This is a genomic window from Microbacterium sp. LWO13-1.2 (assembly GCF_038397725.1).
GTDB lineage: Bacteria > Actinomycetota > Actinomycetes > Actinomycetales > Microbacteriaceae > Microbacterium.
Genome location: NZ_CP151634.1, coordinates 3,490,391 through 3,514,415, shown reverse-complemented (window position 1 = coordinate 3,514,415; position 24,025 = coordinate 3,490,391). Strand labels below are relative to the sequence as shown.

26 protein-coding genes are annotated in these 24,025 nt (G+C 68.3%); 15 read left to right on the top strand and 11 right to left on the bottom strand.

Annotated elements, in window-relative coordinates:
- The first annotated feature begins 56 nt into the window (after nt 1-56).
- The 3 genes from MRBLWO13_RS16900 to MRBLWO13_RS16890 all read left to right on the top strand — a co-directional run bounded on the left by MRBLWO13_RS16900 (nt 57) and on the right by MRBLWO13_RS16890 (nt 4,013).
- Nucleotides 57-1,511: a GuaB1 family IMP dehydrogenase-related protein gene (locus tag MRBLWO13_RS16900; protein WP_341975249.1), complete on the top strand. Its 1,455-nt coding sequence runs from the start codon at nt 57-59 to the stop codon at nt 1,509-1,511.
- Nucleotides 1,512-1,632: 121 nt separating this feature from the next.
- The gene (locus MRBLWO13_RS16895) at nt 1,633-2,949 is read left to right on the top strand and encodes a hemolysin family protein (protein WP_341975248.1); all 1,317 of its coding nucleotides are present in this window, start codon (nt 1,633-1,635) and stop codon (nt 2,947-2,949) included.
- Complete coding sequence (locus MRBLWO13_RS16890) at nt 2,946-4,013, top strand: hemolysin family protein (protein WP_341975246.1); 1,068 nt, start codon at nt 2,946-2,948, stop codon at nt 4,011-4,013. Before MRBLWO13_RS16895 ends, MRBLWO13_RS16890 begins: the two co-directional genes overlap by 4 nt.
- A gap of 3 nt (nt 4,014-4,016) precedes the next feature.
- Here MRBLWO13_RS16890 and MRBLWO13_RS16885 read toward each other — a convergent pair whose 3' ends face one another.
- Nucleotides 4,017-5,084 carry an NADH:flavin oxidoreductase/NADH oxidase gene (locus tag MRBLWO13_RS16885; RefSeq protein ID WP_341975245.1) on the bottom strand — a complete coding sequence of 356 codons (1,068 nt, stop codon included), beginning with the start codon at nt 5,082-5,084 and terminating at the stop codon, nt 4,017-4,019.
- Between the two features lie 55 nt (nt 5,085-5,139).
- On the opposite strand from MRBLWO13_RS16885, the gene MRBLWO13_RS16880 reads away from it, so the two are divergent.
- The 5 genes from MRBLWO13_RS16880 to MRBLWO13_RS16860 are packed head-to-tail and all read left to right on the top strand — an operon-like array spanning nt 5,140 to nt 9,428.
- On the top strand, nt 5,140-5,970 hold the full coding sequence (locus MRBLWO13_RS16880; protein ID WP_341975244.1) for an NAD(P)H-hydrate dehydratase: 831 nt from the start codon (nt 5,140-5,142) through the stop codon (nt 5,968-5,970).
- A complete protein-coding gene (locus MRBLWO13_RS16875; protein WP_341975243.1) occupies nt 5,967-7,187 on the top strand; it encodes a hypothetical protein in 1,221 nt (406 codons plus the stop codon). The genes MRBLWO13_RS16880 and MRBLWO13_RS16875 overlap by 4 nt, the downstream gene beginning before the upstream one ends.
- 18 nt (nt 7,188-7,205) lie before the next feature.
- Nucleotides 7,206-7,538: a thiamine-binding protein gene (locus tag MRBLWO13_RS16870; protein WP_341975242.1), complete on the top strand. Its 333-nt coding sequence runs from the start codon at nt 7,206-7,208 to the stop codon at nt 7,536-7,538.
- 9 nt (nt 7,539-7,547) lie between these two features.
- Nucleotides 7,548-8,780: an MFS transporter gene (locus tag MRBLWO13_RS16865; protein WP_341975241.1), complete on the top strand. Its 1,233-nt coding sequence runs from the start codon at nt 7,548-7,550 to the stop codon at nt 8,778-8,780.
- Nucleotides 8,781-8,819: 39 nt separating this feature from the next.
- Nucleotides 8,820-9,428, top strand: a complete 609-nt coding sequence (locus MRBLWO13_RS16860) for an NUDIX hydrolase (RefSeq protein WP_341975240.1) — start codon at nt 8,820-8,822, stop codon at nt 9,426-9,428.
- A gap of 2 nt (nt 9,429-9,430) precedes the next feature.
- Here the strand turns inward: MRBLWO13_RS16860 and MRBLWO13_RS16855 are convergent, their stop codons facing one another.
- Complete coding sequence (locus MRBLWO13_RS16855) at nt 9,431-10,639, bottom strand: homoserine O-acetyltransferase (RefSeq protein ID WP_341975239.1); 1,209 nt, start codon at nt 10,637-10,639, stop codon at nt 9,431-9,433.
- A gap of 80 nt (nt 10,640-10,719) precedes the next feature.
- On the opposite strand from MRBLWO13_RS16855, the gene MRBLWO13_RS16850 reads away from it, so the two are divergent.
- A complete protein-coding gene (locus tag MRBLWO13_RS16850; protein ID WP_341975238.1) occupies nt 10,720-11,196 on the top strand; it encodes a hypothetical protein in 477 nt (158 codons plus the stop codon).
- Between the two features lie 86 nt (nt 11,197-11,282).
- On the opposite strand, the gene MRBLWO13_RS16845 is transcribed toward MRBLWO13_RS16850, so the two are convergent.
- Entirely contained in the window at nt 11,283-12,605 is a 1,323-nt protein-coding gene (locus MRBLWO13_RS16845) for a bifunctional o-acetylhomoserine/o-acetylserine sulfhydrylase (RefSeq protein ID WP_341975237.1), read from the bottom strand.
- 161 nt (nt 12,606-12,766) lie between these two features.
- On the opposite strand from MRBLWO13_RS16845, the gene MRBLWO13_RS16840 reads away from it, so the two are divergent.
- The 3 genes from MRBLWO13_RS16840 to MRBLWO13_RS16830 are packed head-to-tail and all read left to right on the top strand — an operon-like array spanning nt 12,767 to nt 14,891.
- Complete coding sequence (locus MRBLWO13_RS16840) at nt 12,767-13,549, top strand: SDR family oxidoreductase (protein ID WP_341975236.1); 783 nt, start codon at nt 12,767-12,769, stop codon at nt 13,547-13,549.
- A 3-nt stretch (nt 13,550-13,552) separates the two neighbouring features.
- Nucleotides 13,553-14,266, top strand: coding sequence for a uracil-DNA glycosylase (locus MRBLWO13_RS16835; protein WP_341975235.1), 714 nt, complete (start codon nt 13,553-13,555; stop codon nt 14,264-14,266).
- Nucleotides 14,267-14,270: 4 nt separating this feature from the next.
- The gene (locus MRBLWO13_RS16830) at nt 14,271-14,891 is read left to right on the top strand and encodes an N-acetyltransferase family protein (RefSeq protein WP_341975234.1); all 621 of its coding nucleotides are present in this window, start codon (nt 14,271-14,273) and stop codon (nt 14,889-14,891) included.
- Nucleotides 14,892-14,898: 7 nt separating this feature from the next.
- Here MRBLWO13_RS16830 and MRBLWO13_RS16825 read toward each other — a convergent pair whose 3' ends face one another.
- From MRBLWO13_RS16825 to MRBLWO13_RS16800, 6 genes are all read right to left on the bottom strand, one after another.
- A complete protein-coding gene (locus tag MRBLWO13_RS16825; RefSeq protein ID WP_341975233.1) occupies nt 14,899-15,687 on the bottom strand; it encodes an ABC transporter ATP-binding protein in 789 nt (262 codons plus the stop codon).
- On the bottom strand, nt 15,684-16,475 hold the full coding sequence (locus MRBLWO13_RS16820; protein ID WP_341975232.1) for an ABC transporter ATP-binding protein: 792 nt from the start codon (nt 16,473-16,475) through the stop codon (nt 15,684-15,686). Before MRBLWO13_RS16820 ends, MRBLWO13_RS16825 begins: the two co-directional genes overlap by 4 nt.
- On the bottom strand, nt 16,472-17,338 hold the full coding sequence (locus MRBLWO13_RS16815; protein ID WP_341978460.1) for an ABC transporter permease: 867 nt from the start codon (nt 17,336-17,338) through the stop codon (nt 16,472-16,474). The genes MRBLWO13_RS16820 and MRBLWO13_RS16815 overlap by 4 nt, the downstream gene beginning before the upstream one ends.
- Nucleotides 17,338-18,288: an ABC transporter permease gene (locus tag MRBLWO13_RS16810; protein WP_341975231.1), complete on the bottom strand. Its 951-nt coding sequence runs from the start codon at nt 18,286-18,288 to the stop codon at nt 17,338-17,340. Before MRBLWO13_RS16810 ends, MRBLWO13_RS16815 begins: the two co-directional genes overlap by 1 nt.
- 11 nt (nt 18,289-18,299) lie before the next feature.
- Complete coding sequence (locus MRBLWO13_RS16805; RefSeq protein WP_341975230.1) at nt 18,300-19,817, bottom strand: ABC transporter substrate-binding protein; 1,518 nt, start codon at nt 19,815-19,817, stop codon at nt 18,300-18,302.
- Between the two features lie 91 nt (nt 19,818-19,908).
- Nucleotides 19,909-20,838: an alpha/beta hydrolase gene (locus tag MRBLWO13_RS16800; protein WP_341975229.1), complete on the bottom strand. Its 930-nt coding sequence runs from the start codon at nt 20,836-20,838 to the stop codon at nt 19,909-19,911.
- A 169-nt stretch (nt 20,839-21,007) separates the two neighbouring features.
- Between MRBLWO13_RS16800 and MRBLWO13_RS16795 the strand changes: the two genes are divergently transcribed.
- The 3 genes from MRBLWO13_RS16795 to MRBLWO13_RS16785 are packed head-to-tail and all read left to right on the top strand — an operon-like array spanning nt 21,008 to nt 22,732.
- Nucleotides 21,008-21,499: a carboxymuconolactone decarboxylase family protein gene (locus MRBLWO13_RS16795; RefSeq protein WP_341975228.1), complete on the top strand. Its 492-nt coding sequence runs from the start codon at nt 21,008-21,010 to the stop codon at nt 21,497-21,499.
- Entirely contained in the window at nt 21,496-22,227 is a 732-nt protein-coding gene (locus MRBLWO13_RS16790) for a tyrosine-protein phosphatase (RefSeq protein ID WP_341975227.1), read from the top strand. The genes MRBLWO13_RS16795 and MRBLWO13_RS16790 overlap by 4 nt, the downstream gene beginning before the upstream one ends.
- 34 nt (nt 22,228-22,261) lie before the next feature.
- On the top strand, nt 22,262-22,732 hold the full coding sequence (locus MRBLWO13_RS16785) for an SIP domain-containing protein (protein WP_341975226.1): 471 nt from the start codon (nt 22,262-22,264) through the stop codon (nt 22,730-22,732).
- A 12-nt stretch (nt 22,733-22,744) separates the two neighbouring features.
- Here the strand turns inward: MRBLWO13_RS16785 and MRBLWO13_RS16780 are convergent, their stop codons facing one another.
- The gene (locus MRBLWO13_RS16780; RefSeq protein WP_341975225.1) at nt 22,745-23,182 is read right to left on the bottom strand and encodes a Fe-S oxidoreductase; all 438 of its coding nucleotides are present in this window, start codon (nt 23,180-23,182) and stop codon (nt 22,745-22,747) included.
- Nucleotides 23,179-23,982: an arginase family protein gene (locus tag MRBLWO13_RS16775; RefSeq protein ID WP_341975224.1), complete on the bottom strand. Its 804-nt coding sequence runs from the start codon at nt 23,980-23,982 to the stop codon at nt 23,179-23,181. Before MRBLWO13_RS16775 ends, MRBLWO13_RS16780 begins: the two co-directional genes overlap by 4 nt.
- Nucleotides 23,983-24,025 lie beyond the last annotated feature (43 nt).

Below are 24,025 nucleotides of genomic sequence, written 5' to 3'. Positions count from 1 at the left end.
GGGCGAATCTCCCACACCACCAGCCGAACACGGCCCGACGTGAGTAGCGTGGGGGCATGGAGTTCTCAGGTGCGTTGCCGACCGTCGATCTGACCTATTCAGACGTCTTTCTCGTGCCGCGCAGATCCGCGGTCTCCAGTCGCCTCCAGGTCGATCTCGCGCCACGGGACGGCACCGCTGCGACCCTTCCGCTGGTGGCGTCCAACATGAACTCCGTGACGGGTCCGCGACTCGCGGCCGTGCTCGCCCGGCGCGGCGGGATCGGCGTGCTCCCGCAGGACATGCCGCTGCAGCACCTGGATGCGGCGATTCGAGAGGTGAAGAGCCAGCCGGTGCTCTGGGACACACCGCTCGTGCTCCCGCCAGAGGCATCCGTGTCAGACGCGCTCCGGCTCGTCCCGGCGGTCGCCGGACATGGCGTCGTCGTCGCGACCGGGAGGGCCCCCTTCGATGTCGGCCGGATTCTCGGCATCCTTCCGGCGTCTCGACTCGCCACGGCCCTGCCGGATGCGCAGCTGGGCGACCTCGTGCATTCCGGCACGCCGTCGCTCGACGCCGACGATGTCGGTTCGGAGCGCCATGCGTTCGACGTGATCACCGACGCCGGAGTCGAGATGATGACCGTCATCCACCATGGGCACCTGGTCGGGACGCTCAGCGCTCGCAGTGCGTTGCGGTCCACGCTCTACCGTCCGGCGCTCGACGCCCAGGGTCGGCTCGTGGTCGCCGCGGCGATCGGCATCAACGGCGACGTCGCGGCGAAGGCCAAGGCGTTGGCCGCGGCCGGAGTCGACGTCCTGGTCGTGGATACCGCGCACGGTCATCAGGAGGGGATGCTCCGGGCTCTGCGTTCCGTGTCGGAGCTGGATCTCGGTCTGCCGATCGTGGCGGGCAACATCGTCACGGCGGACGGTGTGAACGATCTGGTCGATTCCGGAGCGACGATCCTCAAGGTCGGCGTCGGCCCCGGTGCGATGTGCACGACACGGATGATGACCGCCGTGGGGCGACCGCAGTTCTCCGCCGTGCTGGAGACCGCCGAGGCCGCGCGCCAGGTGGGCGCGCACATCTGGGCGGACGGCGGCGTCCGCTATCCGCGCGACGTCGCTCTCGCGCTCGCCGCGGGTGCCGCATCCGTCATGATCGGCTCCTGGTTCGCCGGCACGATCGAGGCGCCGGGCGAACTCCAGAGCGACGCAGACGGCCGCATCTACAAGGAATCGTGGGGGATGGCCTCGACGAAGGCCGTGCAGGCACGCTTCGAACGCCTCGACCCCTACGAGCGGGCGCGCAAAGAGCTGTTCGCCGAGGGCATCTCCTCGTCGAAGATCTACCTCGACCCCTTGCGTCCCGGCGTGGAGGATCTCCTCGACATGATCACCTCAGGGGTGCGTTCGTCCTTCACCTACGCCGGCGCGGCAACCGTGGCGGAGTTCCACGACCGCGCCTTCGTCGGTCTGCAGTCGGCCGCCGGCTATGAAGAGGGCAAGGCGCTGCCGGTGAGCTGGTAGGGGCGGTCCCGCGACTCGCAATCACAGACCAGTTCTGTAGAATCGTCGGCACAATGGATGACCCTCCCAGTTGCAGTAGTTCGCCCCACCGTCCACCTCTCCGCAGCGGGAGGAACACCTGATGGACTACATCATGTTGGGCGTGGGGCTCCTTCTCACGGTCGGGACCGGCCTGTTCGTCGCGAGCGAGTTCGCGCTGGTCAATCTCGACCGTGCCGACCTCGAAGCCCGACAGGCCAAGGGGGAATCGCGACTGGCGCTGACGATCAGCGCTCTGAAACACACGTCGACGCATCTGTCCTCGGCTCAGCTCGGGATCACGCTGACGACTCTGCTCACCGGTTACACGATGGAACCGGCGCTCTCGAACATCCTCGGCCCGACGCTTCTGACCTGGAGGGTTCCCGAAGCGGCCGTCTCGCCGATCGCGACGGTGGTGGCCATGACGGTCGCGACCGTGGTGTCGATGATCCTCGGCGAACTCGTCCCCAAGAACTTCGCGCTCGCCCTTCCGCTGGCGACGGCGAAGCTGGTGATCCCGTTCCAGATCGCCTTCACGACAGTGTTCAAGCCCGCGGTGATCGTGCTCAACGGCAGCGCGAACGCGGTGCTGCGCGGCATGGGCATCGAGCCGAAGGAGGAGCTCTCAGGTGCGCGCACCGCAGAGGAGCTCTCCTCGCTGGTGCGGCGATCGGCGCGAGCCGGCGTGCTCGAAGCCGACACGGCGAGTCTGCTGGACCGCAGCCTCAGCTTCGCGCGGCTCACCGCGGCCGACGTGATGACCGCACGGCCGAGCATGCACGCGATCGCGGCAGGTGACTCGGCGAATGACGTCATCCACCTCGCTCGGCGGACCGGACACAGTCGATTCCCGGTGTACGACGATGATCTCGACGACATCACCGGTGTCGTGCACCTGAAGGCCGCCGTCTCGGTGCCGCGCGAGCGCCGCGCCGAGGTCCCCGTCGGGGCGCTCTCCACTGAGCCGCTCCGGGTGCCGGAGACCGTTCATCTGGACGGACTCATCTCCGAGCTGCGCGCGCGCGGCTATCAACTCGCCGTCGTCGTCGACGAGTACGGCGGCACGGCGGGCCTCGTCACCCTGGAAGACCTCGTGGAGGAGATCGTCGGCGAGGTCTCCGACGAGCATGACCGCTCCAAGGCCGGCATCGTCCGCGGGCGCGACGGGGTCGTCTTCCCCGGTGAGCTGCGTCCTGACGAGCTTCGCCGTCGCGCAGGCGTCGAGGTCCCGGAGGGCGATGTCTACGACACGGTCGGCGGCTACATCATGAGTGTTCTCGAGCGCGTGCCCTCCAACGGCGATGAAGTGACCCTCGACAGCGGGATCCTGCAGGTGGTGCGGATGGATGGACGTCGGGTCGACCGCATCCGATACATCCCCAGACCGCACGAGATCGAAAAGGAGGCGACCCGATGAACGATTGGGCAGGCCTCGTCTGGCTCGTGGTGCTCCTCGCAGCGAACGCCTTCTTCGTCGGCGCCGAGTTCGCGGTGATCTCCGCACGGCGCTCGCAGATCGAACCGCGTGCGGAGCAGGGCTCCCGTGCGGCCAAGACCGCGCTGTACGCGATGGAGCACGCGACGCTCATGCTCGCGACATCGCAGCTCGGCATCACAATCTGTTCGCTCCTCATCCTGAACGTGTCCGAGCCGGCGATCCACCACCTTCTCGCGCAGCCCCTGCACGCGATCGGGTGGTCGGATGGTGTCGTCGACGCGGTCGCCTTCGCGGTCGCGCTGCTCATCGTCTCCTTCCTGCACGTCGTGTTCGGCGAGATGGTGCCGAAGAACCTCGCGTTCTCGGTGCCCGACCGGGCGGTGCTGATCCTGGCACCACCCCTGGTGTGGGTGTCGAAGGTGTTCATGCCGGTCATCTGGCTGCTCAACGGTGCGGCGAACGCCGTGCTGCGGCTGTTCCGCGTGGAGCCGAAGAATGAGGCGGCTTCGACGTTCACGCTCGAGGAAGTGGCGACGATCGTCGATCAGTCCCGGCGGGAGGGCGTGCTCTCGGATGCCTCGGGCACGCTGGCCGCGGCGTTGGAGTTCACCGACAAGAAGGCCCGAGACATCGCCGTCCCGCTGGACGATCTCGTGTCCCTGCCCGAATCGATCACACCTGATGAGATCGAACGGGCTGTCGCGCGTTATGGATTCTCGCGGTACGTGATCGTCGACGGCGAGGGCGCTCCGATCGGGTATGTGCATCTGAAGGACATCCTGCGCACCTCAGACGGAGCGGATGCCGTTGCCAAGGCCGCGCAGCCGGTGCCGAAGAAGCGCATCCACCACATGGTCCCGGTCCAAGAGGACACGGACCTGGAAGATGCTCTCGCGCTGATGCGTCGAGCCGGCCGCCACCTGGCGAAGGTGCGCAATGCGCAGGGCGAGACCACAGCCGTGCTGTTCCTCGAGGACATCCTGGAGGAACTCGTCGGCGAGGTGCAGGATGCGACCCGGCGCGTGATCAACCGAGGGCAGTGACGGTCAGCGCCAACGGGCGCGAAGGTACTGCGAAGGCCACGAGACGTCCGCGCCGAGTTCGTGCGCGGCCCGGAGCGCGAAGTGGGGGTCTCGAAGCCACTCGCGGCCGGCGAAGATCGCGTCGGCCGCGCCCTCCGCGAGTACCCGCTCCGCCTGCTCGGCCGCGGTGATCAGGCCGACGGCGGAGACCGGGATGCGGCCGCCCTGGCGCACCGTCTCGGCCAGCGGTACCTGATAGCCCGGGAACAGGTCAATCTGCTGGTGGGCGACGAGCCCGCCGCTGGATACGTCGATGAAGTCGGCGCCGTGCTCCGTCGCCCATCCGCCGACGACCGCTGCCTCCTCGGGAGTGAAGCCGCCGTCGGCGTGATCCGTCGCGGAGATGCGTACCAACAACGCCACGTCCTCGCCGGATTCCGCGCGCACCGCGTCGATGACACGCAGCAGCAGTCGGGCGCGGTTCGCAAGGGTCCCGCCGTACTCGTCGGTGCGCTGATTCGACAGCGGCGACAGGAACTGGTGCAGCAGGTAACCGTGGGCGCCGTGGATCTCGAGGACGTCGAATCCGGCATCCAGTGCCCGACGTGCGGCCGCGGCGAAGGCGTCGACCAGGCGCTCGATCCCGGTGATCTCGAGGGCGATCGGGGCGTCGAACCCGTCGAACGCGACGGCAGAGGGCGCCACGGTGCTCCACCCGCCGTCGCCGACCGGAACGGAGCCGCGATCGTCGGCCCAGGGCCACCACGTCGATGCCTTGCGTCCGGCATGTGCGAGCTGGATGCCGGCGACCGCACCGCGATCGTGGATCGCCCGCACGATCGGCGTCCAGGCGTCGCGCTGCTCGTCGTTCCACAAGCCCGTATCCCGGGGCGAGATCCGACCCTCCGGCGCCACGGCGGTGGCCTCGGCGACGACGAGACCGGCACCGCCGGATGCGAACTGGGCGAGGTGCGTGTGGTGCCACTCCTGCGGCATCCCGTCGACGGCGCTGTACATGCACATCGGTGACACCCAGAGCCGGTTGCGGAACTCGACCGAACGAAGACGAAGCGGAGAGAAGAGAATGCTCACCTCTCGACCGTAGTGCGCGCGCGACGACCCGAGGCGCTCGCACTAACGTGGAGTCATGGTCGAGGTTCGTGAGTGGTCCCGTGCGGACACCGTGCCGTTCCTGCGCGTTCCGTCGCCGGCCGACGACAAGTATTCGCGAGGCGTCGTCGCGCTGCGCACCGGATCGGATGCGTACCCGGGGGCGGCTGTGCTCGGTGTCGAGGCCGCCTGGCGCGCCGGCGCTGGCTATGTCCGTTACGTCGGCGAGGGAAAGGCAGCGGATGCGGTGATCGCGCGGCGGCCGGAGACGGTCACCGGCCGTGACACCGGCCGCACCCGCATCGGCGCGTGGGTGATCGGCTCCGGCACGGACCCCGGGCACCGGAGCCACCAGGAGCACGAGGCGCTGCGCGAGATTCTCGCCGGCGTCGTGCCTGTGGTCGTCGATGCCGGTGCGCTCGATCTCGCCGTCGCCGCGAACGCGCCGGCCCTCGTCACACCGCACGCCGGAGAGTTCGCTCGGCTGCGAGAGCTGATGAAGCTTCGCGCGGACGCGGACAGAGCGGCGGAGGTGGCGCAGACGGCAGCAGCGCTCGGCGCAACGGTGCTGCTGAAGGGGGCCAAGACTCTCATCGCCTCCGCGGATGCAGCGATCATCACGGTCGAGGCGGGGACGGGCTGGCTCGCGGCGGCCGGCACCGGAGACGTGCTCGCCGGCATCCTGGGCGCGCTGATCGCGGCGAATCCTGACGCACCGCTCGCCGAGACGGCAGCGGCCGGAGCCTGGCTGCACGGACACGCCGGGCGGCTGGCCGCAGGAGCCACCGCCGGAGCCCACGGGCATCCGATCGTGGCCATGGACGTCGCCGAGGCGCTGCCGTCGGCGATCGCGGACCTGCTGTCGTGACCGCCGCCCGCACCGGTCGACTCCTCGCGCTCTGGGCGGCGTTCCTCGGCGTGCACCTGCTCATCGCCGTACTCGGCTGGATCTATCCCAGCCAACCGATGGGTGACGTCGTCCTCGTCTATGAGCCCTGGTCGGCCTCGGCGCTCGGTGGGGGAGCGATCGTGGGCGTCACCGAGCAGTGGGTCTATCCGCAGCTGGCGCTGCTGCCGATGCTCCTGGCCAAGCTCCTCTCGATGCCGCTCGTGCCGCTGCTCGGCGTTTCCGGCGCCTATCTCATCGCCTGGGCGGTGCTGGTGACCGTGCTCGACGCCGTGGCGTTCGGTGTGCTCCTCGGTCGCGTGGCGTCGCGGCCGCATCGGAGCGCTGCCTGGTTCTGGTCGGCGGCGCTGCTCCTGCTCGGGCCGATCGCGATGTACCGGATCGATGCGATCACCGTGCCGATCGTCGTGGTCGGCGGGCTCTGGTTGCTCAGGCGACCGGCGGTCGCGGTCGCGCTGCTCACGATCGGAGCATGGATCAAGATCTGGCCCGGCGCCGTGGTCGTGGCCGCCATCCTCGCCTCGAGGACCCGCGTGCGGATGCTGGTCACCGCGGCCGCCGTGACGGCGGTCGTGATCGTGCTGCTCTTCCTGCTCGGGGCCGACGCAGAGCTGCTCGGATTCCTCACGGAGCAGACCGGCAGAGGCCTGCAGATCGAAGCGGTCGCCGCGACGCCGTTTCTCTGGCTCGCCATGGCCGGATCCGCGCGGATCGAGTACAGCTTCGACATCCTCACCTTCCAGATCGCTGCGGACGGTGCGGATGCCGTCACCGCCGTGCTCACGCCGCTCATGTTCGCCGCGGTTCTCGCGATCGCCGCGATCGGCGCCATGAAGGTCATGCGCGGGGCATCCTTCCCGCGGCTGTTCCCGCCGTTGGCGCTCGCACTCGTCGTCACGCTCATCGTCACCAACAAGGTCGGCTCCCCGCAGTTCCAGACCTGGCTGATCGCACCGGCCCTGCTCTGGATCGTTCTCGATCGCGTCCGCGCACACGTTCCGGCCATCATCGTGCTCGTCCTGTGCGCACTCACCTGTTTCATCTACCCGCTCACCTACGATGCGCTCCTGCGTGCCGAGCTCGTGCCCGTCATGATGCTGTCGGCGCGGAATATCCTGCTGGTCATCCTGCTCGCCGTCGGCATCCGCGCGCTGGTGCGGGTGCCGACGAAACCCTGAACACCCGGAGGTACTCCCATGCTCATCGCCTTTTCCGTCGCCCCCAGCGGCACACCGGCCAGCGGTGCCGAGAGCACGGACGGTTCCGTGCACGATGCGGTAGCGGCTGCCGTCCGTGTCGTGCGCGAGTCCGGCCTGGCCCACCGCACGACCAGCATGTTCACCGAGATCGAGGGACCCGACTGGGACACGGTCATGGACGTCGTGAAGCGAGCGACGGAAGCCGTGATGCCTTTCGGCTCCCGGGTGTCGCTCGTGCTGAAAGCCGATATCCGCCCTGGTTACTCCGGCGAGCTGGATGCGAAGGTCGACCGCCTGGAGGCGGCGATCGAGGGCGGGTCGGACCGGTAGCATCGAAGGGTGAATCCCTCGACTGAATCGAGGGGTGCGGCGAAGAGGGCGCTCCTCTCTCTCGCCATCGGCAGTTTCGGCATCGGCATGACCGAATTCGTGGTCATGGGCCTGCTGCCCAACATCGCCCGAGACCTGCTGCCCTCCGTCTGGAACGCCAGCCAGGAGGACGCGCTGGGCCAGGCCGGCTGGCTGATCTCGCTGTATGCGCTCGGAGTCGTCATCGGCGCACCGACGATCGCCGGCTTCGTCGCGCGTTTTCCGCGACATCGCGTGATGATCGTCCTCGCGCTCGCGTTGACCGTCTTCAACGCGCTCACGGTCGTGCTGCCGTCGTTCGAGCTCGTCGGAGCGTCACGGTTCCTCGCCGGGCTCCCGCACGGCGCCTACTTCGGCATCGGCGCACTCGTCGCCGCCGACGTGATGGGGCCGGGCAACAGGGCCAAGGGCGTCGCCTTCATTCTCACCGGTCTCACCATCGCGAACGTCGTCGGCGTGCCGCTGGGCACATTCCTCGGCCAGCAGTGGGGCTGGCGAACCGCCTTCCTGGTCGTCACGCTGGTGTTCGCGCTGGCGACGCTCTGCATCGCGCTGTTCGTACCGGAGCATCCGGGGGAGCCGGGTCGCACGATGCGCGCGGAACTCGGCGTGTTCCGCATTCCGCAGGTGTGGTTCACTCTCGCCGTCGGCGCGATCGGGTTCGGCGGCTTCTTCGCGGTGTACAGCTACATCGCCCCGTTGGTCACCGAGGTCGCCGGATCGCCGGCATGGACCGTGCCGATCGTGCTGGTGCTCATGGGCGTCGGCATGACCGCCGGAAACCTCGTCGGTGGACACCTCGCCGACATCGATCTGCGTCGAACGATGCTCGTCGGCCTGACAGCGATGGCAGTGGTGCTCGCACTGCTCGCCGTGCTGTCGTTCTGGATCGTGACGCTCGGTGTGCTCGTCATCGTCGTCGGTTTCGTGTCGTCCGTGCTCAGCCCCACGATCCAGACACGCCTCATGGACGTCGCCGGCGACAACCAGTCGATCGCGGCGGCGCTCAACCATTCGGCCCTGAACATCGGCAACAGCCTCGGTGCCTTCCTCGGCGGAGCGGTGATCGCCGTCGGGTGGGGGTTCACGGCTCCTGCATGGACCGGGGCGGCGCTCGCGGTGATCGGGCTCGTCATCGCGGTCGTCTCGTACCGGGTCGAGGGGCGCCGCCCGACGACGGTGCTGGTGGCCGCTCGTTCGTAGCCGGGCCGGTCGTCGGGCGCCCGGTCATAGAGTGTGGGAGTGACCGACACCGAGATGCTCGCCGTCGCCGGCACCGTCGTGCTGCTGCGCGACGGCACGGACGGCCTCGAGGTCCTGCTGATGCGCAGGCCCGAGCGGGGTTCCTTCGCGGATGCGTGGGTGTTCCCCGGGGGCCGTGTCGAGGATGCGGATCGCGAGCCGTCGGAGGCCGAGGACGAGGATGCCAGGCGTGCGGCGATCCGCGAGACGTTCGAGGAGGTCGGGATCGTCGTCTCCGACCTGGTCGTGCTCTCCTGCTGGCATCCGCCCGTCGAGGCTCCCCGGCGGTTCCGCACGTGGTTCTTCGTCGCCGCTGATCCCGGTGGCGACGTCCTGGCGTCGACCGACGAGGTCATCGACGCCGTCTGGATCCGACCGGGCGACGCTCTGGCTCGGCACGGCGCAGGGGAGTGGACGCTGTTCCCGCCGACCTGGATGACGTTGCGTCACCTCGCCGCGTTCGTCGATGCCGCCACGGCGCTCGCGGCAGCAGGGGAGCCGCAGACCTTTCGCACAGTGGTGAACCGGACGGCCGAGGGACAGGTCTTCACCTGGGGCAATGACCGCCTCGAAACGGGGTCGTTGCCGTGGCGGTACCGACCGGGCTGATCTCAGCTCGCCAGCAGTCGCCGCAGGTGCGCCCCCACGGCCTCCGTCTCGATCAGGAATCCGTCGTGACCGAAGTCGCTCGCGAGCACCACGGCCTCGGCGCCGTCGAGGGTGCTCGGGATGCTGCGGGCGATGCGATGCTGCCCGTCGATCGGGAACAGCCGGTCGCTGTCGATGCCGAGAACGAGCGTCGTCGCGGTGACCGAGTGCAGTGCCTCTTCGACGCCGCCGCGGTCGCGTCCGACATCGTGCGAGTTCATCGCCTCGACGAGGGTGACATAGCTGTTCGCATCGAAGCGGCGGGTGAACTTGTTCCCGTGGAAATCGAGGTACGACTCCACAGCGAAGCGTCCGCCGTGGCCGAGCGGCGAGACGCCTGACTGCCAGGACCGCTGGAAGCGCTGATTGAGTTCGATCGGACTGCGGTAGTTCAGCAGCGCCATCCGGCGCGCCAGGGCGAGCCCGCGGTGCGGTCCGTCTCCGTCGCCGAGGTCGTAGTACTCGCCGCCTTGGAAACGTGGATCCATCCGGATCGTCTCGGTCTGCACGGTGTTCAGCGCGATCTGATCGGCAGTCGTCACCGGCGGCGAGGAGAGCACGCCCAGCCGTTGCACGCGCTCCGGGTGCGACACGGCCCACTCCAGCGCGTGCATGCCGCCCATCGAGCCACCGATCACGGCGGCCCACGTGTCGATACCGAGAGCGTCGGCGAGGCGGACCTGGGCTGCCACCTGGTCGCGGATGGTCAGGTACGGGAAACGCGACGCCCACTCGTAGCCGTCCGGCGCGACACTGGCTGGTCCGGTCGACCCCTGGCATCCGCCCAGCATGTTGGGGGCGATGACGAACCAGCGGTCGGTGTCCAGAGGAGCTCCGGGTCCGGTGATCTGCTCCCACCATCCCGCGGTGGGGTGACCCGCGCCGGCTTCGCCGCGAAGATGGCTGTCGCCGGTGAGCGCGTGCAGCACGAGCACGGCGTTGTCCCGTTCGGAGTTCAGCTCGCCCCAGGTCTCGTAGGCGAGACGGATGCCGGGAAGCTCGGCACCGCTTTCGGTACGGAACGCCCCGAAACCGGCGAAGCGCCGGTTGCCGACGGGGTCGCCGTCGCGCCAGGCGCCGGTCGCCGGGGGTCGCGCGCGGAGCAGGCGTACATCCGCCTCCGTCACCGGTGCCGACGGCACGGTGTCCTCAGAGGTCGTCTGCCAGTCCATTCCTCCATTGTCGCGTGGAAAGGCGACCGACCGGCGAAGGTTACGGTTCTGCGTCCTTCGTGCGGGCTACGCTCGAGGCCATGCGGACACGGGTGGGAGCAGGAACGGTCGCCATGCTGCTGGGAATATCGTGCCTCACGGCGTGCACCCCGCAGGCGTGGCAGTACGACGCAGCTCCGGCTCCGACGAAGACGGCTCGACCAGCGGCTCTTGATCGGTTCACGGACTATTTCGATGACGAGCCGATACCCGATGGCGCGAACGCGATGTGGGGATCATTCGGAGTCGTCGGGCAGGTCGCACCCCAGGGGTGGCACGATCGGAACGCCGCGGCGGGCGATTACTCCGTCACGGTCAGGTGCGCCGGTGCCGAGGTCGTCGACCTCTGGTTCAGCGAAGGGGACGAGATCGACCACCGGGCCGCGCCCACAGGGAGCATCCAGTGCCCGTCGAGTGCGATCGTGGCAGTGAAGACGAGCACGCCGGGCTGGATCATCGAGCTCGACAGCCGTGGCGAGACCGGCGCCTACGTGGTCACCGCGACCCCCGCGGCCTGACACCCGTGCGGAGACGCGGGGCGTGTGCCAGACGCACGGATGCCCCGGACCGCAACGGCCCAGGGCATCCGGTGTATTGAACGAGATCAGGCGCGAGCCGCCTCCGAGACGCGGCGTGCCGCGGCCAGGGCCTGGTCGAGGTCGGCCTTGAGGTCGTCGATGTTCTCGAGACCGACGGACAGACGCACGAGACCGGGGGTGACGCCGGCGGTGAGCTGCTGCTCGGGGGTGAGCTGCGCGTGGGTCGTGGATGCGGGGTGGATGACCAGCGAACGGACGTCGCCGATGTTCGCGAGGTGGCTGAACAGCGTCAGGCTGTTCACGAACTCGCGACCGGCCTGGACGCCGCCCTTGAGCTCGAAGGACAGCACAGCGCCGACACCCTTCGGTGCGTACTCGTTCGCCTTCGCGTACCAGGGGGAGGTGGGCAGACCCGAGTAGTTGACGGCTGCGACGTCATCGCGGTTGTCGAGCCACTCGGCGATCTCCTGCGCGTTCTGCACGTGGCGCTCGATGCGCAGCGACAGCGTCTCGATGCCCTGGATGAGGTTCCAGGCGCTCTGCGGAGCGATCGCGGAACCGAGGTCGCGCAGCAGCTGCACGCGCGCCTTGATGATGTAGGCGAGGCCGTCGCCGACAGCCGCCGTGTACGACGCTCCGTGGTACGAGGGGTCCGGAACCGTGAGGCCGGGGAACTTGTCGACGTTCTTCGACCACTCGAAGCTGCCGCCGTCGATGATGGCGCCGCCGATGGTCGTGCCGTGGCCGCCGAGGAACTTCGTGACCGAGTGCACGACGATGTCGGCACCGAACTCGAACGGGCGGATGAGGTACGGAGTCGCGATCGTGTTGTCCACGATGAGCGGCACGCCGCTGTCGTGTGCGACGTCGGCGACGGAACGGATGTCGAGGACGTTGATCTGCGGGTTGCCGATCGTCTCTGCGAAGAAGAGCTTGGTGTTGGGGCGGACCGCGCGGCGCCACTCTTCGGGGTCGTCCTGGTTCTCGACGAAGGTGACCTCGATGCCGAGCTTCGCGAGCGTGTACTTGAAGAGGTTGTACGTGCCGCCATAGATCGAGCTCGAGGCGACGATGTGGTCGCCGGCTTCGGCGATGTTCAGCACCGCGAAGGTCGAGGCGGCCTGGCCGCTGGAGAGGACGAGAGCGCCGGTGCCGCCCTCGAGAGCGGCGAGACGCTTCTCGAGCACGTCCTGCGTCGGGTTCTGGATACGGGTGTAGATGTTCCCGAACTCGGCCAGCGCGAACAGGTTCGCCGCGTGGTCCGCATTGTCGAAGACGTAGGAGGTCGTCTGGTAGATCGGCGTCGCGCGGGCCTTCGTCACCGGGTCGGGAGCAGCACCGGAATGGATCTGCTTGGTCTCGAAACGCCAGGTCTCGGATTCGGACATGCTGTTCCCCCTGGGAGCGGATTGAAAGGTCGGATGGCGGATGCCGTTGCAGCGAGCGTACGGAGGATGGCGGGATGTCAACAACGACCGGGAAATGTGACGTAACAAGCCATGCGGCGGGCGCACGCGAAAACCGCACGCGAAAGTCGTACGGTGGAGGCATGGTGAACAGGCGTGCGGTAGTGACAGGTGCGAGCTCGGGAATCGGCGCGGCGACGGTGCGTGCGCTGAGGTCGCGCGGATGGGACGTCGTCGGAGTCGCGCGGCGCGAAGACCGCCTGGCCGCGCTCGTCGCCGAGACCGGGGCGTCCGCGATCGTCTGCGATCTGACCGACGCCGAGGCGGTCGCGGCGCTCATCACCGAGCTCGAGGAGACCGGGCCGGTGCACGCACTCGTACAGGTCGCCGGCGGAGCTCGCGGCACCGACAGCATCGAGGACTCCTCGATCGACGACTGGCAGTGGATGTTCGATGCCAACGTACTGGCGACGCAACGACTGGTCGCAGGCATCCTTCCGCTGCTGCGGCGGGCCGCCGATGAAGACGGCCATGCCGATACCGTCTTCGTGACATCGACAGCCGCCCAGGTCGCGTACGCGGGCGGAGGCGGCTACAACGCGGCCAAGGCTGCCGAGGGGATGCTGGTGCGCGTGCTCCGGCAGGAGCTCAACGGCGAGCCGATCCGCGTCGTGGAGGTCGCTCCTGGCATGGTGCACACCGAGGAGTTCACGCTGAACCGGCTCGGCGGCGACGCTGTCGCTGCGGAGTCCGTGTACGCAGGCGTCGAGGCGCCCCTCCTCGCCGAGGATGTCGCAGATGTCATCGCCTACGCGCTGCAGGCGCCGGGGCACGTCAACCTCGACCTGATCACGATGCGACCTGTCGCCCAGTCCGCTCACCATCTCCTGGCCAGGGGACCGTTGCGCGTCCGGCTGGACAACTGAGCAGTGCCGAAGACTCTCGCGGACCTCGCGACCGAAGGCCGGATCGATGTCGGTTGGGCGGAGGCTCTCGCCCCCGTCCAGGGCGTCATCTCCGAGATCGGAGAACGGTTGCGGGCGGAGCAGGCCGCGGGTCGCGGATATCTCCCCGCCGGTGAGAACGTGCTCAGGGCGTTCCAACGCCCGCTGTCCGAAGTGCGCGTGCTCATCACCGGGCAGGATCCCTATCCGACGCCCGGTCATCCCATCGGTCTCTCCTTCGCGGTAGAACGCGACGTACGGCCGCTGCCGCGGAGCCTGGCGAACATCTACAAGGAGCGCGAGAGCGATCTCGGCATCCCACCCGCCCCGCACGGCGATCTCACCGCCTGGAGCGATCAGGGCGTCCTGATGCTGAACAGGGTGCTCACGGTGCAGCCGGGCGAGCCGGGCTCCCATCGCCGCTGGGGCTGGGAGCAGGTCACCGAACTCGCCATCCGCACCCTGGCCGCGCGGGAGCAGCCGCTCGTCGCGATCCTGTGGGGCAAGGACGCGGCGAACCTGCAGCCCTTGCTGGGGGCGACGCCCGTGATCGCCTCCGCGCATCCGTCGCCGCTTTCCGCGAGCCGAGGCTTCTTCGGATCCCGGCCGTTCTCGCGCACCAACGCGCTTCTCGAGGCGGCAGGAGCCGCAGCCGTCGACTGGCGGGTCGAGGGCGAGCCCGCCGATTCTCTAGGCTGAGCGCATGCAGTTCGAACCCGGCGACCGCCGCCGCCGCATCCCCCGCCATCTGCGCAGGCCCGAGCCGGCTCCTGACGTGTTCTCGTACACGATCAGGGCGGCGACGGCGACCGATCTCCCGCACGTCCGCGAGATCTACAACCACTTCGTGAGCAACTCCGTCGTCACCTTCGACGAGCGGCGCAGCAGCATCCGGTATTGGCGCGACAAGTTCGCGCTGCTGTCGAAGCTCGGCCTTCCGTTCCTCGTCGCGGTCTCACCGGCCGGGGAGGTGCTCGGCTACGCGCTCGCGGCACCCTGGGCGAGCAAGACCGCTTACCGGTACACCGTCGAGGACTCGATCTATCTCGGGCCAGGAGCGGCCGGGAAGGGGCTCGGCGCAGCCCTTCTGCAGGCGCTCATCGAGGCGTGCGAGCAGATCGGCCTCCGCGAGATCGTCGCCGTGATCAGTGACACCGGGGCCGAGGCGTCGATCCGTCTGCACACGAAGCTCGGCTTCGTCGAAGTCGGTCGGATGGGCCGGGTCGGCTTCAAGTTCGGACGCAATCTCGGCACGGTGTATCTGCAGCGCTCGCTGCGGCCGACGGGTCGGCGGCGGCGCCGGATCATCGGCCGCGGTCAGTGACCGGCGATCACCGTCCTGGGATTACCGGGATCGCGGCGAGAAGCTTCTTCGTGTAGTCGTGCCGGGGGTTCAGCAGCACGTCCTTCGTGGTGCCGCGTTCGACGATCACGCCGTCCTTCATCACGATGACCTCGTCGCACAGGTGCTGCACGACGCCGATGTCGTGTGAGACCAGCAGCAGCGTCAGATCGGAGGTGCGGCGCAGATCGGCGAGCAGCTCCAGGATCTGCGCGCGCACGGTGACGTCGAGCGCGGAGAGCGGTTCATCGCCGATCAGGATCCGCGGGCGGTGCACGATCGCACGCGCGAGGGCGATGCGTTGGCGCTGACCGCCGGAGAACTCGTGTGGATACCGCGATCCCATCGACGGCTCCAGCCCGACCTGCGTCAGCACCTCCGCGACGCGCGCGGCGCGGTCTCCCGGGATGTCCAGCGCCCAGAGCGGCTCTCCGATGATCCGGGCAGCTGTCATCCGCGGGTCCAGGGAGGCGTACGGGTCCTGGAAGACCAGGCCGGTGGCCCGGCGCAACCAGTGCAGCGAGCGCGCGGATGCCGCGGCATCCACCTCTCTGCCGTCCACCGCAACGGTGCCGGATGTCGGGCGATCCAGACCCAGGAGCAGACGGATCAGCGTGGACTTCCCCGACCCGGATTCGCCGATGATCCCGACCGACGAGCCCTCGGTGACGTCGAGGTCGGTCGGCGCCAGTGCGGTCTGCGTACGGGTCTTCTCGAACGGAGAGCGTTTCGGCACGAAGAAGTCGCGTCGCAGCCCGCGCGCCTCGATGAGGCTCATGCTCCGCCTCCTTCCGGGCGCCACAGCGTCGCGGTGGCATCGCGGAGCAGACCCTGGGTGATCGGCGATGCCGGTGCACTCAGCAATCTCCTCACGGGAGCGGCCTCGACGACCCGGCCATGCTCGAGCACCACGCCGTCGACGGCGACCTGGGAGAGTACAGCGAGATCGTGGGTGATGAAGACCAGCGACATGCCCTCTTCGTCGACCAGGGAGAGCAGCAGGGCGAGGATCTCCGCCTGGATGGTGACGTCCAGGGCGGTCGTGGGCTCGTCGGCGATGAGCAGTCTCGGTCGGCAGGCGAGCGCCATCGCGATCGCCACGCGCTGACGCTGACCGCCGGAGAGCTGATGCGGGTAGCGGTCGACGATCGACGCCGGGTCGGGCAGTCGCACGCGGGCGGCCTCCGCGATCGCCCGTTCCCTGGCCTCTCGGCGGCCGATGCGCTCATGGATGCGGATCGACTCGGCGATCTGCCGGCCGACGGTGCGGATCGGGTTGAGCGCCGTCCGCGGTTCCTGGAAGACGATGCCGATCTCGTCCCCGCGCAGCTCGGCGAGCTGTCGGTCCGGCATCCCGATCAGCTCGGTGCCGTTCCAGCGGATGCTGCCGCTCGCGACGGCTCCGACCGGGAGGAGACCGAGTACGGCGAGCGCGGTGAGGGACTTGCCGGAACCGGATTCCCCGATCAGTCCGACGCGGGCGCCATCGGGCACGTCGAAGGAGATGCCGTCGACGACGCGGCGCCCGTCGATCTCGATCACGAGATTCTCGACTTCGAGGCTCATGCGACCACTCCAGGGGTGTGGATCTCGGCAGCACGATGCTGCAGGGTCGGGTCGGTGGCCTCGCGGAGCCCGTCGCCGAGCAGATTCAGGGCGAGCACGGTGATCGTGATGGCGAGGCCGGGCCAGACCACGGAGAGCGGATGCACGCCGATGTAGCGCTGCAGGTCGGCCAGCAGGATGCCCCAGGAGGGCTCGACGACGGAGGCACCGAAGCCGAGGTAGGAAAGTCCGGCTTCGGCGAGCACGGCGACAGCCATCGACCAGGACAACTGCACGATGAACACCGGAGCGACATTGGGCAGGAGATGCCGGACGAGACTCTGCGCAGGAGTGAGGCCGGAGGCGCGGCCGGCCAGCACGAAGTCGCTCTGCTGGACCCGACGCAGTTCCGGGCGCGTGACCCTCGCGATGTTGACGCCGAATCCGATGCCGACGGCCCAGACGACCACCCAGAGCGAACCGCCCCAGACCGAGGAGATCATCATCGCGATCATCAGCACGGGGAAGGCGATGAGGATGTCCACGAGCACGGCCACCGTCTCCCGCATCCAGCGCACCGTGAGCGCGCCGAGGGCGGCGAGGGCGATGCCGACGACGGTCGCGACGACACCGGCGCCGATGCTGACGAACACCGTCGTCCGCGCGCCGGCCATGATCAGGCTCAGGATGTCGCGGCCGGTGTCGTCGGTGCCGAGCAGGTGGGGCCAGCTCGGCACGGCCCAGCGGTTGCGGACGTCGGAGTCCTGCGGATCGAACGGCGTCCACACCGACGAGACGAGCGCCATGACGACGATCACGCCGACGACGACGAGGCCGAAGCGGCCCGTGGTCGTCGACCACAGCCTGCTGGTCCAACGGGGCATCATGCGGCCTCCCGCTGGCGCGGATCGATCAGATGATGGGAGAGATCGACGAGGAAGCCGACGATCAGCACGAAACCGGTGAGCACGAGCAGCTCGCTCTGCACCTTGATGAGGTCTCGGGTGCCGACATCGGCGACCAGCATCCGTCCGATCCCCGGAAGCGTGAACAGCTGTTCGATGACGACGGAGCCCACGATGATTCCGGCGACCTGCAGGCCGAGCACGGTGATGATGGAGAGGCCGACGGCGGGGATGCCGTGCTGGATGAGTGCCCGGGTGCGGGTGAGGCCCTTGGCTGCCGCGGTGCGGACGAAGTCCTGTCCTGCGGCCTGCAGGGTCGCACTGCGCACGAAGCGCATGAGCATCGCCCCCTCGACGATGCCGATCGTGAGCGCCGGCAGCAGCAGCGCCTCGACCGCCTTCCCCGGTGTCGACCAGCCGGTACGAGGGAAGCCCTGCGGGGGGAGCCAACCCAGCCACACCGAGAAGACCACGACGAGCATCATCCCCGCCCACACCACCGGGACGGCAGCCAGCGCCTGTGCGCCCACGCTGAGTGCGGTGCCGCCTCGGCGGCCGCGCAGGACCGCGGCCAGGATGCCGAACGGCACGGCGATCAGGAGGGCGATCGTGAGCGCCATCATCCCGAGCGGCACAGTCACCTGCGATTTCAGGAACAGCTCCTCGCCGACCGAGGCGCCGGTCAGCAGCGAGGTGCCGAGGTCGCCGCGGAAGATGCCGCCGATCCAGTCGGCGTACTGCGCGATCAACGGCTGGTTCAGACCGAGCGCCTCGCGCAGCGCCTCGACCTGCGCAGGGGAGGCCTGGGTCCCCGCGATGAGCTGCGCCACATCACCGGGGAAGACCCGCAGTGTGAGGAAGATGAGCACGCTCGAGACGAGGAGCCCCGCGATCAGCAGGGCTCCTCGGACGAGCAGATAGCGGATCATGAAGGAGCCGGTTACTTCTCCGACAGCACGGTCACGCCGGCCAGGTTGATGCGCGAGTTGATCGAATCCTTCGGGAAGCCGGTCACCGCGGGACTCACGGCCGTGATCGTCGCGCCGTTGTACAGCCAGTCCGCGGCGTGGTCCTCGGAGATGAGGCGGGCTGCTTCCGCGAGCAACTCGGCGGACTTGTCCGGGTCGACCTCGGCCAGAGCCTGCGCGTACAGACGCTGCACCTCCGCGTTGTCGTAACCGAAGTAGTACTCGGGGTTCGCGAAGTTGCCCACGTCGCGCGGCTCGACATGCAGCACGAAACTGAGGTCGTAGTCGTGGTTGCCGTACACGTCCTCCAGCCAGGCAGGGAACTCGACGGAATCGACCTCGAGGGTCACCCCGACCTTGGCGAAGTCAGAGATCAGCACCTTCGGAACCGTGGTGCCGTAGAACGACGGGATCGTGAGAGTCAGCTCGAGATCCTTCTGGCCGGCTTCCGCGAGCAGTGCTTTGGCGCGCTCGGGGTCGTAGGAGACGACATCCGACAGATCCTCGTATCCCGGGTCGAGCTCCGGGATCGGACCGAAGAGCGTCGTGCCCGCTCCGACGGCCTCGACGAGCCCTTCGTGGTCGATCGCCAATCGCAGCGCTTCGCGCACGCGCACATCGTCGAGCGGTGCCTTGGCGTTGTTGAACGCCAAGGTGGCCTTGTCCGTGGTGCGGCCCGTCGTCAGGGTGAAGTCGCCGGAATCCTCGAGCTGCGAGGCGAGGTTCGGGTCGACAGCGGTCAGGACCTGCACGCCGCCGTCCAGCGCGTTGTTCACACCCGCGGTGAAGTCGGGGACGTACTGGAACTCGACCTCGGCGACGCCGGCGGGCTCACCCCAGTACGTGTCGAACCGGGCGAACGTGATCGAGCTGCCCTTGTTCCACCGGGTCAGTGTGAACGGGCCCGTCCCGTTCTCCGCGGTCTTGAGATCGGTGGTGTCGCCGGTCTGGAAGACGAGCCCTGCGGGCCCGGTGAGCGCGAAAAGGAAACTCTGGTTCGGGGCGGTAAGCACGATCTCGACGGTCGTCGGATCGGGGGAGGTGATCGAGGCGACGGCTGCGAAGTCGGCGTTGCCCTGGAGGGTCGCATCGGTGCGCACGGCTTCGTAGGAGGCCACGACGTCGGCGGCGGTGAGCGCGGTGCCGCTGTGGAAGGTGATGCCCTCGTTCAGCGTGAAGGTGTAGGTCAGGCCATCGTCGGACACCTCGTACTCGGATGCGAGTCGCGGCTCGATCTTGTTGTCCTGCGTGCGGGTGACGAGGCCCTCGTAGATGTTGTCAATGAGGATCTGCTCGAGCGCCGCGCCGCTGGTGTGCCGGATGTCGAGGTTCGTCGGCTCGAGCACGAGTCCGACGGCCAGGGACGCATCGGCGTCCGGCTTACCCGTCGAGGTGGCGACGGGCTGGGGCGATCCGGTGCAGGCGGTGAGGATCACGGCGGTGGCCGCGAGCGCGGAGATCAGCGCGATGCGTCGGGTGCGTCGGAACATGGGTGCGATCCTCTCGGAGCGGCGGATGCCGGGTGTAGGTCGAGCCTAGGGATGTGACGGGGCGGACGGGGCGAACGGAGGGAATCCGGCGTCACAATCCGGATGCAGCGGTCAGGGACGCGAGGATGAGAGCGGCGAGTTCGACCGGGCCGGTCTCCTGCACGTTGTGGGTGGCGTCGATCGCCGTCACACGCGCCTCCGGGAACCGGCGCTGGAATTCCTCGGCATCCGCCTCTTGGACGAAACCCCGGACCGCCCGAACCAGCGTGACGGGAGCTGCGACGCCGGCGAGGTCATCCCAGCCGGTCTCGTGCAGCAGGGAGGGAGCAGCGGCGGTGCCGGCGTCGTGAGCGGCGAGCGCATGGGCGGCGAGGTGCGCGAAGTGGTGCTTCCATTCCACTCGGCCGTCGTCGCGTACACGGGTGTTGAGGAACACGCCGCGTTCGGTCTCGGCCTTCGTGCCGCCGAAGCCGAGCGCCATCGCGCGATCGACGAGTTCGGCGCGGGTCGCAAAATCGGTGGGACCGGCATAGAACTCGCGGAGGGCAGCCGGACCCGCACTGACATCGATCCCCGGAGTGATGTCGACGATGATGAGCTCCTGGACCAGCTCAGGTCGAGCGGCGGCCACCGCGGCTCCCGTGAGCCCGCCGAGCGATTGACCGACGATCAGCTGGGGGACGTCCGTCCAGGCCTCCAGCGCTGCCACCACGTCGGCCGCGAGGGTGCGCGGGGTGTAGTCGGCGTCCGTGCGCCACGACGAGTCGCCGTGGCCGGCGAGATCGATCGCGAGCGTCGGCTGTCCCAGAGCGAGAACCGTCGTGTCCCAGGTGTGCGCATTGAGGCCGGCCCCGTGCAGGAGCGTGACGCGAGGAGCATCCGTTCCGTAGCGGAGAGCGCTGACCGTTCGTCCGTCCGGGAGCGGAAGGGTCAGACGCTCCACGGGAGGAACGGGAACGCTCAGAATTCCCGCCTGCGCAGGAAGATAGCTGAACTCAGAGTTGTCGGTCGTCACGTCCATATTCTGCTCCTGCTCGATCGAACCAAGAAATGCGAGAGCAAGATGACAATCTGGTCAGAGATATAACTTGTCGATCTGATCCTCATGAAGGGCAATCGATTCTCAGGTTGCATCAATGTGATCTTGAGTCTCCCGATCCGAGAACCAGCGCAGCGAATATGCTGGTTGCATGAGCGAGACGCGAGTGCACCTTTCCAAGACTGAACCGGCCGCGTATCACGCCTTGGATGCCTTCTCGAAGACGGTCGGCGAGATCTGCCGTGAGAACGGCATCGATGACCGGCTCAAAGAGCTCGTCATGATCCACTGCTCTCAGCTGAATGGGTGCGCGTACTGCGCACGGATCCACGTCGATCGCGCGGTCACTGCAGGCATCGACCTGGACACACTCACGCAGATCCCCACCTGGCGTGAGAGCGGTGTGTTCAGTGAGCGCGAATGCGCGGCGCTGGAACTCGCCGAGGCGTTCACCTTCATCGCCGAGGAAGGGATCTCCGACGAGGTCTACAACCGTGTCGGCGCCGTTTTCACCGAGAAGGAGTACGCCGCGCTCAGCTGGGCGTGCGTATCGATCAATGCCTTCAACCGCATCGTCGTGGCGGGGCGTTATCCGGTTCCTCCTCGTGCGCTCCAGACCCAGGGGGCGGATGCCCGCTCATGACGATCCTCGACGTCGAAGGCGTCAACAATGTGCGCGATGTCGGCGGGATGCCGGCGGCTGGTGGCCGCATCCGCTCCGGAGTGCTGCTGCGCTCAGGGCAGCTCGCGGGCGTGACGTCGGCGGGCGCCGACGCACTGCGAACGCGGGTCCGGCACATCGTCGACCTCAGAGACGGCGAGGAGGTCGCGGCCGAACCGACGGACATCCCCGGTCCTGACACCACGCACCTGCCGTTGTTCCTCGGATCGGTGCGCTCGTTCTTCGAAGCGGACACCAGCCTTGAAGATCTCTACGTGCACCTACTCGAAGAGAGCGGAGAACGTCTGGTCGCGGCGATCCGCATCATCGCAATGGGCGAGTCGACTCTCGTGCACTGCACGGTCGGCAAGGATCGTACCGGCGTCACCGTCGCGCTCGCGCTCGCCGCGGTCGAGGCCGATCGTGAGGCAATCATCGCCGACTACGCATTGACGGAGTCGCAGCTTCCTGTCGAACGGTCTCGGCGCATCGCGGCCTACATTCGCGCACAGCATCCTGAGGCGGTGCACGCCGTCGCACTCGCGACCGAGTCTCCTGCGGCGGTCATGCGGTCACTGCTGGAGCGTGTGGACGGCAGATGGGGATCGGCGGCCGACTACCTGCGAGCCAACGGGATGCGGGCCGAGGAGTTGGCCGCCTTGCATACGGCGCTCGTCGAGCCGATCGAAGGAACTGTCGACAAAGGTTAGGCAACCCTTCGCCAGGTGATATCATGGAGGCACCATGAACACCTCCCTCGACACCGTCACCACGCGCGCACAGCGCCGTGCTGCCCGTCGACGCGCTCACCACCTGGTGACGGCAGACGAGCACTCGCTCGCCGATCTTGAGGTGTTCCTGGCGACGCTGCCGCTCTGCGCTTCCGGACGCATCTTCATCGAGGTGCCCGAAAAGGAAGACATCGGCGTGATCGATGCTCCTGCGCGCATGACCGTCACCTGGCTCGCTCGTGGATCTCGTTCCGGAGCTCCGGGCACCGGCCGTTCCTGCGCGCCCGGTCAAGCGCTGTCACGCGCGACCTGCGCCTGGGCCGACGAGATGCTCTGCGGTGATGAGCTCGAGACCCGGGTCACCCTCCTCGGCGGATACCTCGGCACCGCCGACATCGTCGAGCACCTGACGGGGCACCTCGCAGTCGAGGCGACGACGATCTACGCACCCGAGCGATTCGGTCTGCTGCCAGCCGCGCGCTGATCCGTCACGCTCTCAGCGGCGACGGCGCACGTAGTTGCCGTCTTCCAGGCCGGCTTCGATCTCGAAACGGTTCTGCAGCGGGTCACGACCGGCGAACAGGTAGAGAATCGGCATCAGAAACCCGTACCGCTGCCACTGCTTCTTGTGCACGGCTTCGTGCCGCAGCACGGCATCGCTCGGGCGGTCGTCACCCGTGAGGAAGCATCCGCCGACGCACACGCCGCCGCGATTGAACGTCCAGTTCGGCATGCCGCGGAACACCCACAGCCCTTCACGTCGCTCGACCGGGCCGGTGCTCCAGAGTCCGCCCCAGATCCAGCCGACGGTGGTGCCCCACCAATACCCGACGCGACTGATCGGCGAACGGAGCAGGAACGAGGGGATGCGGCGATCGAAACGTCGCCCGCGGGCCAGAGAGGCATCCGCTGCGGGGCGCCAATCCGGCGTCACGCCACCGCTCCGACCAGGCGCAGCAGCGCACCGAGGTCGTCGACGGCAGCGGCGGGCGTGCTGGGGGCGAAACCCGCGATCGTCGCGCCGGCCAACGGCACACGCTCGCGCAACCGCCGGATAGCCGCACCCAGGGTGGCCGGACTGATGCCGAACGGTGCCGGTGACGAGACACCGACGATGTCTGCGGGATCGAGGACGTCGACGTCGATGTGCACCCAGACGCGGGAAGCGCCGGTGGCGGCCACAGCCTCGGCGAGGGCGTCGACCTGATCGAGGTCGGCGACGGAGAGTCGGCTGAGGCCATCGAGGTGCTCGATCTCGCCATCATCAGGATTTCGTACGCCGACCGTGACGATGCGTGCCCGCGGAACGCCGGGGGAGAGGGCGAGTTGCGGCTCTCCTTCGCCGAGCACCGCGCGCAGGGCCATTCCGGAGAACGCGCCGGACGGCGAGGACTCCGGCGTGTGCAGATCGGGGTGGGCATCGCACCAGACCACCGCGAGGTCTTCCGTCCCGGACGGAAGTGCCGCGAGGGCCGCCACGGTGACGCTGCAGTCGCCGCCGATGACGACCGTGTCCGCGCCGCCGTGCTCGCGGACGAGTTCGCGGGTGCGCAGCAGCGCACTCAGCCGGCGGACACCGGTTCCGAGCGACTCTCCTGCTTCCACGGGAACATCCAGCACCGTCGTCGCAGCGCGGGGAAGGTCTCCGGTGATCGCCGAGGCGCCGTCGACGAGGAGCATCGCGCGGGGCGCGGGCGAACCCTGCCACTGCGGAACGACGAGAAACCGCACCATGAGTGCCTCCGGAGAAGAGAAGGGCGGATGCCCCGGACACATC

Coding starts and splice junctions, on each gene's coding strand:
- MRBLWO13_RS16900 (WP_341975249.1), top strand. CDS start 57: ATGGAGTTCTCAGGTGCGTTGCCGACCGTCGATCTGACCTATTCAGAC.
- MRBLWO13_RS16895 (WP_341975248.1), top strand. CDS start 1,633: ATGGACTACATCATGTTGGGCGTGGGGCTCCTTCTCACGGTCGGGACC.
- MRBLWO13_RS16890 (WP_341975246.1), top strand. CDS start 2,946: ATGAACGATTGGGCAGGCCTCGTCTGGCTCGTGGTGCTCCTCGCAGCG.
- MRBLWO13_RS16880 (WP_341975244.1), top strand. CDS start 5,140: ATGGTCGAGGTTCGTGAGTGGTCCCGTGCGGACACCGTGCCGTTCCTG.
- MRBLWO13_RS16870 (WP_341975242.1), top strand. CDS start 7,206: ATGCTCATCGCCTTTTCCGTCGCCCCCAGCGGCACACCGGCCAGCGGT.
- MRBLWO13_RS16855 (WP_341975239.1), bottom strand. CDS start 10,639: ATGGACTGGCAGACGACCTCTGAGGACACCGTGCCGTCGGCACCGGTG.
- MRBLWO13_RS16850 (WP_341975238.1), top strand. CDS start 10,720: ATGCGGACACGGGTGGGAGCAGGAACGGTCGCCATGCTGCTGGGAATA.
- MRBLWO13_RS16845 (WP_341975237.1), bottom strand. CDS start 12,605: ATGTCCGAATCCGAGACCTGGCGTTTCGAGACCAAGCAGATCCATTCC.
- MRBLWO13_RS16840 (WP_341975236.1), top strand. CDS start 12,767: ATGGTGAACAGGCGTGCGGTAGTGACAGGTGCGAGCTCGGGAATCGGC.
- MRBLWO13_RS16830 (WP_341975234.1), top strand. CDS start 14,271: ATGCAGTTCGAACCCGGCGACCGCCGCCGCCGCATCCCCCGCCATCTG.
- MRBLWO13_RS16825 (WP_341975233.1), bottom strand. CDS start 15,687: ATGAGCCTCATCGAGGCGCGCGGGCTGCGACGCGACTTCTTCGTGCCG.
- MRBLWO13_RS16820 (WP_341975232.1), bottom strand. CDS start 16,475: ATGAGCCTCGAAGTCGAGAATCTCGTGATCGAGATCGACGGGCGCCGC.
- MRBLWO13_RS16815 (WP_341978460.1), bottom strand. CDS start 17,338: ATGCCCCGTTGGACCAGCAGGCTGTGGTCGACGACCACGGGCCGCTTC.
- MRBLWO13_RS16810 (WP_341975231.1), bottom strand. CDS start 18,288: ATGATCCGCTATCTGCTCGTCCGAGGAGCCCTGCTGATCGCGGGGCTC.
- MRBLWO13_RS16805 (WP_341975230.1), bottom strand. CDS start 19,817: ATGTTCCGACGCACCCGACGCATCGCGCTGATCTCCGCGCTCGCGGCC.
- MRBLWO13_RS16800 (WP_341975229.1), bottom strand. CDS start 20,838: ATGGACGTGACGACCGACAACTCTGAGTTCAGCTATCTTCCTGCGCAG.
- MRBLWO13_RS16795 (WP_341975228.1), top strand. CDS start 21,008: ATGAGCGAGACGCGAGTGCACCTTTCCAAGACTGAACCGGCCGCGTAT.
- MRBLWO13_RS16790 (WP_341975227.1), top strand. CDS start 21,496: ATGACGATCCTCGACGTCGAAGGCGTCAACAATGTGCGCGATGTCGGC.
- MRBLWO13_RS16785 (WP_341975226.1), top strand. CDS start 22,262: ATGAACACCTCCCTCGACACCGTCACCACGCGCGCACAGCGCCGTGCT.
- MRBLWO13_RS16775 (WP_341975224.1), bottom strand. CDS start 23,982: ATGGTGCGGTTTCTCGTCGTTCCGCAGTGGCAGGGTTCGCCCGCGCCC.